Raw genomic sequence first — 17,423 nt, forward strand, 5'->3', positions numbered from 1 at the left:
GACCACTTTGATCCGGTATGCGGTGCTCATACCGGATCAAAGTGGTCCGGATCTGGGGAGGGCGGGCGGACGGGGCCGGGCAGGCGGGGCCAGCCCTACTCCGCCATACCGTCCACGATGATGTGCAGGTTCGCCGTGCGGAGCGTGAGCACGTGCTCGCCTGGGACGAGCGTGTCGAGGCCGGCCAGGAACTCGCGGATCGCGCGGGTGTCGTCCGCGTCGGGCACCTCGAGTACGGCCGATCCCGCCTCCGTGTTCACGGGCACGGTGACGTAGGTGTAGCCGTCGTGCTCCTCGATCTCCAGGTTCGTGGAGTAGTCCACGCCGAGCACGGTGACGGAGTGCACATCGGACGTGGGCCAGAGCGCCCAGGTCGCCGCGCCGAGCGCGAGCGCCGCAGCGGCACCGGCGCCCAGCCAGAGCGCGCGACGCCGCGGCCGGCCCCGGCGCGCTGGCTCGGGCTCGGCCGGAGCCGCAGCCGGAGCCCCGCCGTCAGCCAGGCCCGCGGCCGCAGCCGCAGCCAAGCCCGGATCCGGATCCGGAGCAGCCGCCGCCACAGCCCCGCCCTCATCAGCAACCCCAGACCCAGCCGCCTCCTCCGTGTCCTCCGGCTCGGGTACGCCGTGCTTCGCCACTCGGGCCTCCTCCATGTTCACTCCTACCGTTCCTGCTCCGCGCGCCGCCGGCGCACGCCGACCAGCACCGCGCCCGCGCCGAGCAGCAGCGCGGCGAGCGCCGCCGCGCCGATGCCGAGCCCTGCGCCGGTGACCGCGAGGTCGCCGATCACGGGGAGCCCGGGGGTCGGGGTGACCGGGACGGGCACCCGCGCGAACGGGAAGCTCAGCGTGTGATCCTCGCGCACGCTCGACAGGTCGATCCGGCCGGCCGGATCCCCAGCGCCCGCGGCGGCCGGATCCCCAGCGCCCGCGGCGGCCGGATCCTCACCGCCCGCGGCGCCCGGATCCCCAGCACCATCCACTGCGTCCGGCTCCCCCGCGCCCGTCTCGGGGTCCGGCTCCGGCGCCAGCTCGACGATCCGCGCTTCGAGCGAGGCCGCCCGGTCACCCTCGAGCGTGGCCGTCAGGCTGCCCGCGCTCAGGGCAAAGTCGCGCGGCACGTCGACGGTGGTGCGGTACGCGCGAGGCAGGAGGTAGCCGGGGGCCTCGGCGTCGTAGTCGGTCGGCAGCACCGTGAAGGCGTAGCGGCCTTCGGCGTCGGTGCGCTGAGTCGAGTCGCCGTTCGCGTCGCTCGCGATCCGCCACTCGCCGTCGATGCGCTCCCACAGCGTCACCTCGCGGTCGGCGAGCGGTGCCTCGCCGGGCTGCTGCTCGCCGTCCTCGTCGGCGTCGTCCCACACCGTACCGCCCACGGTGGTGAGGTGCGGGTGGGTCTTCAGCCCGATGTCCATCTGCACGTCATCGCGGGCGGAGGCGAGGTCGACCACGCCGTCCGCGTGATCCGCGATGGAGAAGACGTGCGTCTCCCCCACGTGCGAGACGGTCAGCACCGCATCAGGAACACCGGGCACTTCGGGAGCATCGCTTCCCGGCACGAGCGTGCTGATGTCGCTGTCGATCGCGCGGTCGTCGCCCACGTTGAGCGGCGACCAGAGCTCGTAGCCCGCGCGCTCGGCGGTGACGCGGTACTCGCGGGGCGCGAGGAAGCCCGCGGCCCCCTCCTCGAAGTGGGTGGGCGCCACCCGGAAGCGGTAGGCCCCCGTGCCGTCCGTCATGGTCTCGCCGACGCCGTCGAGATCCGCGATGCGGGTCCAGGCGCCATCGACGCGCTCCCAGAGGGCGACCATGCGGCCCGCGATCCCGGCCTCGTCGGCGTCCTGGATCCCGTCGTGGTTCGCGTCCTCCCACATGCGGCCGCCGATCGTCACGGCCGTGTCGAACACCGTGAAGCCGGCGTCCGCCGTGAGCACGTCGTGCGCGTCATCGAGGTCGAGCATCGCGGAAGCCGGCACCGCAGCCCCGGCAGGCAGAGCAGCCCCGCCAGCCCCGCCAGCCCCAGCCTCGATGAGCGTGATCGGCGCGGTGAGCACGGTGCTGAAGGGCTTCGGGATCGGGATCCCGTCGACGTCGCCGCCGGGCTGGCGGAAGAACACGTTGTTCACCTCGACCAGCTGGAGGTTCGCCGGCGCGTCGAGACGCACGCGGTACTCCGCGGGGGTGCGGTAGTGCGGCGAGCGCTTGTCGAGATCGGCGACCTCGACGGCGAACGCGTAGTGCCCGTCCGCGTCCGTGGCGACCGTGTGCCTCCCCTCAGCGTCCGTGTACGGCTCCCAGAGCCCGGTGTCCCGATTCAGGGCGTAGACGGCCGCCTCGATCCCGGGGATGCCCGGCTCATCGGGATCCTGCACCCCGTCGGCGTTCACGTCGTGGAAGACGGTGTCGCCGAGGATCCGGATCGAGTCGTGCGTGATCACGCCGCCGTCGATGCGGTCGGTCCCTGCGGCCGTCGTGTAGTCGGCGCGGCCGTTGCCGTCGGCCGACACGAGCGAGAACTCCTCGGAGATCACGGTGTGCGCGGGATCCGCGATTGCGTGGCCGTAGCGCGCGCCGCCGCCTTCGAGCAACTCGGCGAACGTGGAGTTCTTCGCGTCGTCGCTCCCGACCGCGAGCGGGGAGATCGTCTGGCGCGAGCTGAGGGCGAACTCGACGACGTAGCGGTGCGGCTGATCGAGGCGCCCGGTCGAGGGATCCTCCTCGGCCACCGCCGCGGTGAACGCGTACGCGCCGTCGGCGTCCGTCTCCGTCTCGGCGACGGGCACGAGCTCGCCGTCGATCACGCGGTTGAGCACCACGCGGACACCGCCCAGCCCGGGCTCGGCGGCGCCCTGCAGCCCGTCGCGGTCGCGGTCGTCCCAGATGAAGTCGCCGATCAGCGCTTCGCGCTCGAGCGGCACGAGCCCCAGATCGACATGCTCGGCCGGGACCCCCGTGCGGGTGTCGATGGGCAGCAGCTCGTTCTGGAGCGCGCCGAGCACGCGGGTCTCGGACACCGCGGTGAGCGTCGCGCCGCGGTCCGCCTGGGTGAAGTCGTTGTCGACTGCCGGATCGTCCCCGGCGCCGAGCGCCGTGACGCCCTGCCAGAGCGGCACCTCGGTGACCCGCACGCGGTACTCGTAGGGCACGAGCTGCACGCTGTCGATGATGTGCAGGTCCTCGAAGCGGTACGCCGAGACGCCCTCCTGCCGGATCGGCGCGTCGCTGTCGCGCGCCGCGGCCGGTTCGATCATGCGCCCCGCAGCGTCCTGCCGCGCGGTGACCCAGCCGGCCGCGGTGCGCACCTCGAGGGTCGCCGTGTAGCGGTCCTCGGCGGCGGCGACCTCGGCCGCGGTCTTCGTTCCGCTCGCGTCGGCGTCGAGGAACACCTCGCCCGAGAGCTCCGAGCGCGCGTGCGCCATGAGCCCGAGGTCGATCGTGTTGTCGGTGATGCCGAACACGACGCCCGTCGCCTCGTCGATCTCCACGACGCTGATCAGGTGCTCTCCGAGGGCGGCGCCCGTCTCGTGCATCGTCCCGTTCGGGAAGAAGTCGGAGTCGGTCTCGCGCGTGCCGGTGAGCGACAGCCCGGGCGCGTGCGTCGGTGCGAAGGTGGTTCCGGTGACGAGCTCGCGGACGACGACCTGGTACTTCGTCGGCAGCGCCTCCGCGCCGTCGTAGCGGACGCTCGGGACCTTCGTGAAGTAGTAGAAGCCGTCGTCGTTCGACACCGTGCGCTGGGCGTAGTCGGTGCGCGTCCAGGCGCCGTCGATCTCGACGTACTGCTCGAGCTCGAGCTGCTGCCCGGCGATGCCCGGCTCCCCCGCGTCCTGGAGACCGTTCCGGTTGCGGTCATCCCACACCCGGTTGCCGATCACGCCGTACGTCGTCTTGTCGTAGAAGCCGATGCTCACGCTCTCGCGCGGCGCGAAGCCGGAGGCGAAGAGCCCCTCCAGGTCGAAGTTCAGCGGGTTCGTCTTCACGATCCGCGTGCCCTTCTCGTTCAGGCCGTCGTTGTCGTTCGCCTCGGCGAACGGGTCGCTGTGGTGGAGGAACGGGGAGACGAGCCGCTCCGAGTTGAACTCGCCGTTCTCGTCGGTGATCTCCAGATAGTACTGGCGGTCGACCGGCAGCAGCGTGAAGCGGTAGGCCCCCTGGGCATCGGTCACGGCGACCATCGGGCGGCCGTGGGGGTCGCGCACGGTCTCACCGCTCAGGTGCTTCAGCGTGACGTGGTAGCCGGGGATGCCCGGCTCGTTCGGCCCCGCCTGGTAGCCGTCGAGCGTGTCGATGTCCTCGGCGAACACCGTGCCGCCGAACTCGATGGTCTGCGCGACGCCGAGGTCGAAGCTCATGCGCTGCGCGTCGTCCGTCGCCGAGTCGACGGTCGCCGCCTCAGTGATGGCGACGAGCGCGGAATCGTCGACCGCGGCGGGAATGTCGAGCGGCTCGCCCGGCGCGAAGCTCTCCACGCCGGCGCGCTCGAACACGGTGCGCGTGGTGGTCGAGAACGCGTCGTACTCGCGCGGGAACTCGAACAGCACCCGGTAGTCGCCCGGGCGGATGTTCGAGAAGGTGTAGTACCCCGCGTTGCCCGCGATGTCCGACTCGGTGACGGTCACGAGCGGGCCCTCGGAGGGGATGGGCCGCTGAAAGACCTCGTCGAGCACGGACGTGCCGGTGGCCTCGTCGACGACCTCCCACGCGCCCGAGACCTCGTGGATCGGGTTGCCGAGCGCGTCGACGTTGTACCCCGCGGGCGTCAGGAGCGTGACGCGCACGCCGTTGATGCCGGGGTCGTCGATCTCGCCGTCGAAGTCGAGGTCGCGGGTCGGCTGCAGGTGCGTGCGGCCGTTGCCGTCGCGCACCGCGTCGCCCTCGTCCTGCTCGCCGTTGTAGTTCACGTCGTTCCAGACGTAGTTGCCGAGGTAGACGCCGTCGCGCTTCTCCGTCGCGTAAACGCCCGCGTTGTTCGACTCCTGCGGGATGAAGCGGCTCACCCGCTGCGTCGCCATGAACGAGTTCCACAGGGAGGCCTCGGCCTTGCGTTCCGCGCCGTCGAACTGCTCCAGGTAGACGGGTGCGTTGAGGGGCGAGCGCATCGTGTAGCTGAGCTTCAGCTTGTTCTGCCCGGGCAGCTGCTCGGTCGCGCTGGTGAAGAGCACGAGGATCGACTGCGCGCGGTGCAGCAGCTCGGGGCGGTCCGCGATCTCGGCGAGCGGCACGAAGTGCTGGTCGCGCACCGCGGACGGGGTCCCGGGCAGACCGAGCGCGTCGTAGAACGACTCGCTCGCGGCCTCGGCGTGCGGCACCGGTTCGGTCTCCACGATCTCGCCCGCCTGCTTCGTGAAGGGCCCGACGAATACGGTGTACTCGTTCGGCCGGTACGTCTTCTTGTCGGCGCCCTCGCGCTCGAGCTTCACACTGTCGGGACGGAGCCAGGCCGAGTACTGCGATCCACGCGGGATCGTCGCGTTGGTGATCGAGGTGTCACCCGCTGCGGGCAGCACGTCGTAGATGATCGGGTACGGGTAGGGCCGGTCCCCCGCCTCCTTCGAGTTGTCGACCGACACCTCGAAGGTGAAGTCGCCGCCCTGGCGCACAGGGGTCTGCTCGGGCGCGACGCTGCCCGCGCGGTTGAGGTCGGAGTAGGCCACCTTCCGCTTGCCGAAGTTGTCGTAGGTCTCGTACTGGAACAGCGACTTCTCCGAGAAGACCAGGCGGTCGTTCATCAGCTTGTTGTCGTTGAAGTCGTTGCCGTCGGTCGCGTAGCCGAGGCGGTTCGCGGCATTCTGCTGCGAGTTCAGCGGGTGCAGCAGGCCGGTGTTGTTCGTCACCATGGCGCGGGACTTCAGGTCCTCCGCGTCGGCCCCGGGCGAGTAGGCGTCGACCGCGCCGATGAACTCGACGACGATCTTGTCGCCCGGCATGACGCTGCCCTCGAACCACACCGACACGACGTTCCGGTCGAAGCCGGGCCAGGATCCGGTCGCGATCCGCGTGTGCTTCAGGTGCGACTCGGGATCTGCCTCACTGCCGTCGGCGCGCACGAGCTTCCACGTCCACAGATTCGTGTCGGCGGCGGTGAGCGAGTAGCGCGAGCGGTGCGCGCTGTCGAGCGGGTGATCGGCGGTGATGTCGGCCTGCGGCACGTAGGTGAACGCCCCGCCGGATTCCATCACGGTGGGGAGCTGGAACGTGACGAAGGGGTTCACCAGGGTGTCCTCGGCGTACGTGTTGTCCTCGTCGCGCGACCACATCGAGCGGTCGGCGTTGATGAACTCGCCGCTGAACTTCAGGTGCGGGGACGACTTCGGCGCGATCGCCGTGATGTCGGACCACCCGAAGCGCTGATCGCTCGGCTTCGTGGAGTCGCTGCGGTAGTAGAGCGAGTCGTACTTCACGTTGACCACGGGGCGCGACGGGGTGAGGTACGAGCGGGTCTCGCTCTGCGCGAGCTTCGACACCCGCGTCGAGACGTAGTTGCCCCAGAACTGGGCCGTGTCGTAGACGAACAGCGTGGACTTCGCGTTGGACCCGATCCGCACGCCCAGCGAGATCGCGTGGTCCGTGACCGAGGCCGGGTAGGGCGAGGTGCTCCGGTTCGTCGGATCGGTGTCGAGCACCGACTGCGTTCCCGGGGTCTCCGGGTCCGCGTCGATCGCGAGGCGCGTGCCCTGCGGCACGAGGGTCGTCTCGGGATCGAGCGCGCGCACCACGATGCGGATCTTCTGGAGGCCCCCCTGCGCTGCCGCCGGGATCTCGAATCGCTCGTTGCGCAGGATCGAGGTGCCGCCCGGGTTGAGCAGCGTCCAGGCCCCGGCCTCGTAGCCGTCCTCGGCGAGCTCGTCGGAGACGTAGACGAAGGTCTTGAAGGCGTCGTCGATCTCGGTGCCCGCATCGGCGAGCCGGTCCACCGTGCGCTGCGGCAGCTCCCACGTGCCGGAGGTGACGTAGCGCGTGTTCGTCGTGATCGGCTGGTTGCTGACCGAGACGGTGCTCTCGTTCGTCGTGTCCGTCGGGAGAATGTTCTCGATCACGAGCTCGGTGAGCCCGGAGCCCGTGTTCTCGGCGTGGGTGATGAGGTACTCGATCGTGTCCGAGGAGTTGAAGTACGTGTCTCCCGAGAGGCCGTTCGAGTAGGCGATGCGGGGCCGGGTCGTGTTGACGCGCACCTCGGCGCGCGGCTTCAGGATCTCGATCTCCGCGGAGTCCGCGGCGTAGCGGCCGGCGAGGTCTCCGTTGCTGTCGATGTCGATGCCGGTGCCCCGGTCGCTCGTGTGCGTGTGGTACGCGATCGACGCGAGCGACTGGACGATGAAGTCGGCCGGGCGCTGCGCCCCGGGGCTCCCCTGCGGGATCAGCGTCGTGTCGTCCGTGATGAGGGAGACGTACGTGTCCATGACGAGCTCGTCGGCCGTCCAGACCGTGTCGTCGGAGACGACGTTGTCCTCGTAGCCGTCGACGAGCTGCAGCTCGGTGAGGAGCGTGAAGCGCTCGCCCGACTTCAGCTCGCCGCGCGTGCCGCGCTCCCCCGCGGGCGGCGTGACGACCCACTGGATCCGGTTGCGCGTCGCGTCGACCGCGGGCTCGGCCGGCGTCCTCCGCTCGACCGTGTAGCCGCGGGCCTCGAACTCAGCGCGGTCCAGCACCTCGTCGCCGACCGCGATACGCACCTCGTCCGTCGCGGCGGCGAAGTTCGTGACGAACTGCGTCACCACGAATCGCGCGTTGTGGACGTCGCCGGCGGTCTTCAGCCGCTCGTAGGGGTTCGTCTCGTCCTCCGGCGCGTTCGACACCTCGGTCGCGAGCCAGTACTTCCCCGCGGCATCGACCTGGATCAGCTCGGCGAGCGTCCCGTCGGCGAATGAGGCGGCCTTCGTGGTGTTCGTGATCGACGGCTTCTTGAGGTTCAGGTCGCTGCTGCCGTACGCGCCGGTCGTCGCGGGCGATCCGGCAGCGCCAGCTCCGCCGGTCCCGCCAGCTCCGCCGCGCGTGTGCTCCGGCGTCAGTGCGCTCGCGCGCTCGGTCCAGCCCGTGCCCGTGTTCAGAGTGAGCTCGGTGTCCGCTCCGTAGGGCTGCGTGGCGGCGATGAGGCGCTCGGTGATCTTCAGCGCGCCCATGTTGCTGCTCCACGTGCTCGTCGCATCGCGGCGGATCCGGTCGTTCGCCGTGATGGCGAGGCCGTTCGAGGACTTGACATTGTTCGGGGCAGCCGAGACGCCCTGGTCGCGCGCGGTGAGCGACGGGGGCGCGCCGGTCGTGTAGCGCTCCGAGACGACGGGGGCGAAGACCGGGCGCTGCGTGCCTGCGAGGGCGAGCAGGTGCTGGTAGCGGCTGTCGTCGGTGTCCGCACCGTAGAGCGGCGTGTCGATCGTGGCCACGCGGGGCGTGATCTCGAGCGATTCGCCGGTCGCGATCTCGGTGGCGCGGTCGGCGCGAGCCGTGAAGTGCAGCAGGAAGCGCTCCCCCAGCGCGTCGTCGAGCAGCTCGACGCGCACGTCGAAGAGCGCGCTCAGATCCCGAGCGGGCACCGAGGTGCCGAGCCCGAGCGTCTGCGCGGACGCCTGGAACTTGACGCTCTGCTGCTCCGCGAGCTCGCCGTCGTAGCGGGCGACCGTTCCGTCCTCGAGGACGGGGGCGATGCCGTAGGGCAGCGCGATCGTGACGGTCGGCTCGAACCAGGTGCCGCGCGCGCCGCCGATGGTCTGGGGCGCGTTCTTCCAGATGTCGTCGTTGAAGTTCTCCCCCGAGTAGCGGTTGTAGCCGCTGTTCACCCGGTTGTACTCGCCGAGCACCTCGAGCTGCTGGTTCTCGACGGTTGAGCGGATCGAGAACTCCTCGTACAGGTCGACGCTGAAGTCCTCGATCGTGGCGTCGATCCCCGCGGGGTACGCGTCCTTGCTTGCGCTGCTCCACACGCGGAGCGTGGGGCGGCGCATGGCGATCTGGTCGCCCGTGACGAGAGCGGGGCGGCCGTCGTCGGCGGACGTCGCGGTGCCCTGCGCGTTCAGGCCGCGCACGTAGCGGCCCCACGGCTCGACCGCGAAGTAGGAGGTGTACGAGCCGAAGTCGTAGGCGAGGTCGTTCACGTTCAGCCCCTGCGCCATGCCATCGTTCGGGAAGCGGGCCGTGTTGTACACGCCGATGGGGCGGCTGAAGCCGCCGTACTCCGCGCCGTAGATCTCGAGGTACTCCTCGGGCGCGATCGAGCTCAGCGTGAGCTGGTCGTGCCAGAGCGAGAGCCCCTGCGCGTTCGCGGGCACCTCGCCCGCGACGCGCACCCGGATCTCGACGCGCTGCGTCTGCAGGCTCTGGTCGGCGGCGGCCGAGCCGAAGAGCCCGGTCACCTCGCCCGCGACCCGCACCCGGAGCACGTAGGGGATCCCGTCGTCGCGGGTCGTCTCGGCGGAGGTCCCGGCCTCCTGCGACTGCGCGGGGGCGCGGTACCCCTGATCGGTGTCCGGGCTCTGGAGGATCTCGACCTCGCTCGCGAGCTCGGCGCCGGCGCCGCTCAGCGCGGTGACGCCGAGGAGCTGGCCCGACTCGTCGTACGGGCTGATCCCGAGCGGGAGGATCTCGGTGTACTCGAGCCCGCTGCCGATCGCGCGGTCGCCGAGGTTGGCCGCGTGGAGGCGCACGGTGAACTCCTCGTGCAGCTCCACGGCGTAGCTGTAGTCGTCCTCGACGTACGGTGTGTAGCCGAGACGGTGCCGCTCGTACGAGTTGAGCGAGCCGTCGTGCTCGACGAAGTTCGCGGCGTCGGTGCCCCACGCGGCGCGCTCCACATCGGGCACCATCTCGCTCGCGCCCGTGAGCCAGGCGCGGTTCAGCTGCATGCCGTCCTGCGCCCAGAGGATGCGCTCGGGCGCGGTCACGGCGCCGTCGGCGACGCGGGCCTTCGTGGCGTACGCGAAGTTCTCGTCGAGCGCGGTCGATGCGAAGCTCGTGTACAGCTCGCTCGCCGCCGTCTCGCGGAGGAACGCGGTGTGCGACTTCTCGACGTTCGCCGAGGCATCGTAGTAGGTCGCCTGGAGGTACGAGCCCGGCGAGTTGCTCGCGTCGCGGCGCCGGTCGTTCGAGCCGGGCAGCCAAGCGTGCGAGTTCGACAGGAACTCGGAGGCGGTCATCTCGTGCCCGCGGTCGCCGGTGATCCCGGCGTCGTGGAGCAGGGCGGCGAGGTCCATCGAGGTCTGCTTCGCGGAGTTCGCGACGGGGACGTTGCTGCCGTACCAGCCGAAGAGCGGCGCGAACACCGCCGTGCCGTCGGCGTACCGTGCGCGGGGCAGATCGTGTTCCCGCGCGGTGGCCGCGTAGACGATCTCGAGCTGCTCGCCGCGGCCGAGATCCTCGTCCGCGAAGGTGTAGCTGAACACGTCGAAGTCGATCGTGTCTGCCGGGTTCGCGGTCGTGTTCACGGGCTCGGTGGAGGAGAGCCGGCCCCAGCCGTCGTTGTGCCGGTCGTTCGCGAAGGTCTGGGCGCCCGCGACGTCAAGGCCGGTCACCGAGTGCACGGTGACCCGGGGCAGTGTGAAGTCGCGCGGCGCGCCCGCGGCGTCGAGCATGCGGATCTCGAGCACGCCCGCCGCGACGGCGCCGGCGACGTCGAGCTCACCGGCGTGCACGAAGCGGCTCAGCTCAGTGCTGAGGTACTCGGGGATCTTGTCGACGATCACGGGGTGGCGCAGCGGCGCCTTACCGTAGGGCGTGTTCGTGCTCGTGCCCTGATCCGTGCTGTGGTTCTTCGCGGTGAGCCGGTAGTGCACGTCGTCGCCGGCCAGGTAGCCGGTCTTCCCCGGCTGCGCGCCGTCGTAGGGCGCGGTCGCCTCAGCACGGGTGTCGAAGGACTGGATGTTGAACTCGACCGTGGGGATGGCCTTGTACACGGTCTGCGCAGCCTCGGTGCGGTAGCTGTACTCCGCGATGCCCGCACCGGTCTCGTCCTGGTGCGTGAGGCGCGTCTGCGCCTGCGAGGTGAGGCGGTAGGACTTCGTGTTCTGGGCCGCCTGAGTGCGCCAGTGGCCGATCCCGGAGATCTCGAAGCTCGACGGCCCGGCGCCCGCGTGCACGGTGCCGTAGCGGATCCAGAGCTTGTTGATCTCGCGCATCTCGTGCTGCGCGGGATCGAAGCCGGCCGCGTCGACCCACTGACCGTCCCGGTCTTGGAAGAGGACCGTCGGCTGCGCGCCGGGCTCGGGATTCTCCGTTCCCTCGGACGGCTCCGGCGGGTTCAGCGCGGGGACGCTCGGGAACTCGGTCAGCTCGAAACCGAGCAGGCCGCCGTTGTCGAGGGTGAGGAACAGATCGAGCGCGGTGTTGTCGTGCCGGATCTCGTTCCCGATGTTCTTCACGGTGAGGGTCATGTCCTCGCCCGACACGTTCTCGCGGTCGAAGCGGCTCTCGATGACGAGCTGCTTCGGGTCGGCGTAGCGGTAGGCCGTGTTGCTCAGTCGGCCGAGCTGCTCGGCGAACGCGTCGCCGTCGAAGTTCACGGCGGCGGTCGATCCCGTCACCCGGTTCCCGTTCGCGCCGTCGCTGTTGTAGCTCATGAAGTGGTGGGTGTAGGCGGGTCGCGCGTACACGTTCCACTGCAGGGTCTTGCCCTGGGTCGCTCCGAGCGTGGCCGGCTGATCGTTCGTCGCCGTGTACTCGACGACGAAGAACACGGACTCGCCGTCGTGCAGCGTGACGTCGAACGCGACATCGGCGCGCTTCGCGTTCTGGCGCGTGATCCGCACCTGGTTCTCCGGCACCTCGACCGCCGAGTTGACGCTCTCCGCGATGACCCCCGCCCGGTTCGGGTCGGCGAGCAGGTACGCCGAGGAGGCCTGCACGTCGGAGACCTCGAGGAAGGCGGGCGCCTCGATGTGCGCAACGGGGGCGAAGACCGGGAGCGCGCCGGGGCCGGCGTCGTCGCTCGCCGTCGTGCCGACGTTCCGCAGCTCGTAGAGCACGCGGGTCGTGTCGCCCACCGCGATGTTCGTGAAGTCGATCTGGGTGCCCGTGTCCGCGTCGTAGAAGAGGCCCGTCGCGTCGGCCCGCGAGAAGTCCTCGCGGAGGTGCACGGCGTGCGCCTGCATTCGCGCCACGCGGGTGAAGACCCGCGGCGCCGCAGCGCTGCTCGAGCTGCTCGCGAGGCGCAGCGTCGGCTTCTCGCCCGCGTTACCCCCGCCCGCGGAGACGAAGATCGGGTTGTACGAGGTGACGACCGCGCTCGCGGTGAAGGCGCTGTGGAGCATGATCTGCTCGTCGCTGCCCTTGCTGCGCTCCGTCACGAACGTCGGCTTCGAGCTCCAGCCCGGGCCAGCGGCGTCCTCGTCGACCCAGACGCCCGTGACGAACACGTCGCCGCCGTCGCGCATCCGGGTGGGGAGCGGATCGCTCGAGTTCGCGCGGGTGATCGAGCCCCACAGGCCGATCGTGCTGTCGCGCGGCGCGAACGACACCGAGATGCTGTCGATGTGCTCCTTGAGCAGGGTCGCCTGGCCGCCCAGGGCGACATCGAACGGCTGCGAGCGCAGCGTGCCGTCCGCGAACAGGGTGCGCAGGTCGAACTCGCGCATGCCCGTCTCCGGGTTCGGGGTGAAGCGATCACGCGCAATCTCGACGGTCGTGCCGCCCTGGGTCACCGCGACCCGGTCGACCGACCAGTCCCCGTCGAAGATGTCCTCGGGGATCGCCACGAGCTGCGAGCGGTACGCGGCGTCGGGGGTGACAGTGATCACGGCGTCCTTGATGTCCGCCTCGGAGGAGTTCTCGATCCCCACGGCCACCTGCGTCGTGCTCGGCGTGATGCCGTCGGCCTGGTAGTCGTACACCTTGACGCTGTCGAAGCTCATGTCGAGCTTCGCGCCGAGCTTCGGCGTGTAGCCGGTCAGCGTGGCGCTCGACGAGTGCATGAGGGCCTTGATCCCCGTGTCGCTCGGCACCCGGTAGAGGTTCGTGGTGCCCTGGAGCGCGCGGTTGCCGTTCACCACGCCGCCGACGCGCACGTCGACCTCGGCGAGCGAGGATCCGAGGGTGTCGGGGGCGACGCCGTCGAGTTCGGCGGTGCGCTCACCGAAGCCGGCGACCTCCTCGAAGATCGCCTCGAAGCGCTTCGGGAAGGAGCCCTCCTGGCCGAACGAGACGGTGAACGTCCCGTCGCCATCGTCGTGGATCCCTCGTTCGCGGGAGTTGTCGTAGTCGAAGCGCGGGGCCTGCGTGAGCGGGGCCGCGAAGTCTGCGGAGAGGATGTCGCCGTGCGCGCCGGTGACCCGCACGCCCGTGAGGTATGTGAGCGTGCTCGTGTCGGCGATCGAGACGTGCGTCGCGGCGAGATTGTAGACGGCGTCGTCGGCCGGAGTCGCGGGGTACACGAACTCGTAGACGAGGGTGTCGTGGAACGACGCGGGATCGTACATGCCGAGCCACTCGTCGTACTCGGTCGCCGCGGGCACGTACACGTCGGGCCCGTGGCCGGAGTAGTAGGACCAGTTGGCGGTGTTCACGTTCCAGATGCTCGCGAGGTACTCCCCCGTGCTCCCCATCGGGATCACCTTGTTCGCGAGACTGGTGGAGTCGTTCGCGCCCGTGCGCGACTGCGCGAACGGGTAGGCGACGAGTGAGTTGATTGAGGTGCTGGCGGTGCGGGTGAGCTCGCGGTCGCGGCCGAAGGTGTCGGTCGCGGTGAGCTTCGTCGCCTGTTTCCCCTTCGCAGAAGACGAGTGGAAGCGACCCATGTACTCGATCACATCATTTTGTGTGCCTGCCATCTGCGGAGCAGCATCGTTGCTCTCTCGCGAGAACTCCAGATGCACCGAGACGCGCGAGACGGGCGACTCGGGCTGCACGTCCGCGTCCCAGGCCTCCTTGTAGTACGGGTGCTCGCTCACCCCGGCGACGGAGTCGTACGTGGTGAAGAGCTCGCTGTCCGGCGTGCCAGGCCGGGCGGTGGCGATGCGCCAGAACCCGGCGCCCTCCTGGGAGTTCTCCACCCAGGCGTCGCCCGGGACGGTCTTCCAGAGCACTTCCTCGCCGTCGACCATGCGGAACAGATCGACCGACTCGAGGTACGGCCGCATGTCCTCGCGGATCTTCAGGTAGTAGAGGTCGAACTGGGTGTGCGGCAGCGCGACGTCGACGCTGACGCGCTGGTCGTTATTCTCGGACGCGGCGGTGGGCCGGGTGAGCGTCGTGGTGAAGCCGCCGAGCGACTTGTATCCCTGGTCGAGCGTGTAGTCCTGTGTGTTGTACGTCGAGCCGCGGTTCCACCAGCGGTAGATGTCGACCGAGTAGGCGTTGCCCGCGCCGAGCGGCTGGGTCACCTGATTGACGCCCTCGACCTTCACGGCGGTCTGCGTCTCGCGGACGTTCACCTGATTCTGCTGGCGGGCCGTCTTCGTCTCCTCGTACGGGGCCTCCTGCGACCCGGAGAAGGTGGCGCGCAGCGTCTGCGACGAGCCGATCTCGATGTTCGCGCGGTACTCGACGAGCGCCACAGCACGGAGCCCCTGCACGCGCAGGTCCTCCCCCGAGATGACGATCTTCGCGATGTCACGGAGCGTCACGTCCGCCGCCGAGACCTCGGGGCCCGTGAACCGCTGCTCCTGGCCCGCGGCGCTCACGAACGTGATCACGGGCTTCGTGATGGCGTCGAGGAACGGCTGCTGGAGGACGATCTTTGAGAACTCGAGCGCGCCCGACTTCGTGGGCGCCAGCATGTCGATCGTGTAGCTCGACTCGGGCGAGTTCACGCCCTTCGTGTCGATCTGGTACTCGGCAGCGAAGGTGGACTCGTAGCCGACGTTCGTGGTCTTCTGCGTGCGCTGCGAGCCGTAGATGCCGATGACGTCGACGACAGGGGCGAGCTCGTTGGGGAGCCGGATATCGATCGTGCCGGTCGCCTCACGGGTGGCGTCCCGGTCGTACGGCTTCGGCTGATATGTCCGGATCTTCGCATTGATCAGGTGCTGCTTGTCGAGCTTCGCGCCGACCTTCGCCGTGACCGTGGCAAAGTTCACGGCGCCGTCGGTCGCGAGCGCATCGGTCTCGATCACGATCTTCGCAACGTGCTCGGGCAGGGCCAGGACCACGTCGCCGTTCGCCTCGGGGCTCCCGAGCTCCAACTTGGTGACGGTGCCGTCGAGCGTCTCGACGCTCACGCGCACGCGCTCCGCCTGCGCGAAGAGCGCGGCCCGGAGGGTGAGCTCGGCGTCGCGGAGCCGCTCGACCTTCGGGTTCACGGCGAGGGTCGTCGTCGAGTTCGCGGCTGCGGTGCCATTCACGCCGAAGAGGAAGTCGATCGCGGTCGTCGCGCCGTAGTCGACCGTCGCCCGGTCCGCCGTGCCGTCGATGCGCACGGCGATGTTCGGCACGACCTCCTTCGGGTAGATCACGGTGTAGCCCGCATCGATCGGCGTCTCGTGCGGCACCTCGGTGTAGGTCGTGTTGCCGCCGAAGTCGTCGTTGCTCGCGATCTTCTCGATGAAGACCGCCGTCGCGGTCGCCGTCACGTCGCCGACGCGGAAGGGCGCGCCGAACACGCAGATGGTGACGGGGAGGAGTTCGCCCGCCTCCACCCGGTCGACGAGCCCGAAGACGAGCGTGCGGTCCCACTCGCGGGTCTGCAGATCGGCGAGATCGAAGGTGAGGGTGACGAGCCCCGTCGCGGGATCCGGATCCGAGACCGTCGGCGCGAGCGACTCGGTGACCGTCTCCCCCGTCTGCTCGTCCGTGACGCGGAAGCTCACGCGCGCCTCCGCGAAGCGCTCGAGCGCCGCCTCAGGGACTGCGTAGCTCACGCGATCGGGCACGACGTCCGGGTCGAGCTCGTAGCGGACCGTGGGATCGAAGGTCGGCGCGTTCGACGCGCTGCGCAGTTCAGCGATCTCCGTGAAGGTCTCGTATCCGTACACCACCTCGCGCTGCTGGGCGGTGTGCGAGAAGGTGAAGGCGTACTCGGGCACGACGATCTCGCGCTCGGCGATCCGGGTCTTCGACCAGTTCGCCGTCTTCGCGAAGAGGATGTTCGTGATGGCCGTCACCCGGAACGTGGTGGGCGGGTTCGGGAACCCCTGCCGGCTGAGCGGCAGAGAGATGAGGAACTTGCGCTCGGACGCGCCCGCCGCGCCCTCGGGGGTGAGCGCCTGCTTGTTCGCGCCGTGCTCCCGGTCGATCGTGAGCATGCCGGTTCCGGAATACGTGTACGGGATCTCATCAGTGAGCTCGCTCGTGCCGTCCCAGTCGGTGACGTCGTAGATGAGCACGCCGCCCTCGCCCGGCACGCCGACGAACTGCCCCGAGGTGTCGTTGCGGTCGTCGTTCGGGGTCGCCGGACCGCCCTCCTCGTACCGCCAGCGGTTGATGTCGAACGGGATGATGCCGTTCACATCGCTGTCGGTCGAATCGATGTCGAAGGTGACCGAGTAGCCGTCGATGTTGGCGGCGACGTTGTCCGAAGTGTTCGAGAGGGAGTAAAGGTAGTCGACGTACTGGTAGCGATCCCAGATGGGAACGAGGTCCGGCCCGCCGCCCGGCACGTACGACTCGATCTGCGTCTCCCAGCGCAGGTCCGAGGAGATCACCGAGACGCGCGACTCGTCGTCGAGCTCGTTTGGGGTGGTCCACGAGGAGCCCTCGACGCGGTTGAACATCTCGTACGAGACGGAGCCGTTGATCTCGAAGCGCGTCCCCTCGGGCACGCCCCCGTAGGGCCCGTCGGAGCCGTCGTTGTACGTCGTGAGGAAGATGTCGAACGCCGGGTTCACGCCCGCCCGCAGGTCGCCGTCGTACTCCATCACGATCGGGCCGCCCTGCACGGTCGTGTCCGAGAGCACGTTCCAGCCGCCGCCCGCGCTCACGCGCCCCTGGACGCCGAGCGGGCTCGGGGCACGATCCCGCCCGACCACTCGGTAGCCGTCCCCGACGAACTCGAGCGAGGGCAGGTAGATCGCGACCGTGACGCCCGTCGCGGCCCCGGAGGCGTAGCCGGGAACGAGGCGGTAGTTGATCTTCGTCTCGGCGCCGGTCGAGAGCACGATCGACTTCGAGTTGAGGTAGCCGGGGTCGCCCTCGGCGACGGTGCCGTTCAGCGTGATGCTCGGCGTCTCGGCGGCGTGGGCCGCGGGGAGTGCGCTCGCGCCGCCCGCCACATCGGCGAGCACCAGCATGAGAACGAGGGCGGCCGACGCCACCCCTGAGAAGATCTTCTTCAATGCCTGTCCCCCGAGGCTGCGAAGGCCTCTGTCCTCTCGCTCAGTTCCCTGCCGGCCCGATCGGGCCGGTGAACGCGCAGCAGGAGCACCCGCCGCGAGCGCGTCTGCACGCGCCCGCTCGCCCCCCAGCGCGCTGGCCCTCCCCCGAGAACCAGCTCTGTGTCCCCGCGCTCCGCGGACCGCGTCCCCTCAGCGGGAGCCCGGCCCCCGGGGTGCGGGGGTGTGACGCGGCGATGTC

General features: G+C 69.8%; 2 protein-coding genes. Both read right to left on the reverse strand.

Features of this window, described 5'->3' with window-relative positions; all coding sequences use genetic code 11:
- Nucleotides 1-95: 95 nt before the first annotated feature.
- On the reverse strand, nucleotides 96-650 hold the full coding sequence (locus U874_RS0111700) for a hypothetical protein (protein WP_025134722.1): 555 nt from the start codon (nucleotides 648-650) through the stop codon (nucleotides 96-98).
- Nucleotides 651-658: 8 nt separating this feature from the next.
- Entirely contained in the window at nucleotides 659-17,185 is a 16,527-nt protein-coding gene (locus U874_RS0111705; RefSeq protein ID WP_232755917.1) for an SdrD B-like domain-containing protein, read from the reverse strand.
- Nucleotides 17,186-17,423: the final 238 nt, after the last annotated feature.

The organism is Leucobacter sp. PH1c (genome assembly GCF_000633415.1).
Classification (GTDB): domain Bacteria; phylum Actinomycetota; class Actinomycetes; order Actinomycetales; family Microbacteriaceae; genus Leucobacter.

Coding starts and splice junctions, on each gene's coding strand:
- U874_RS0111700 (WP_025134722.1), bottom strand. CDS start 650: ATGGAGGAGGCCCGAGTGGCGAAGCACGGCGTACCCGAGCCGGAGGAC.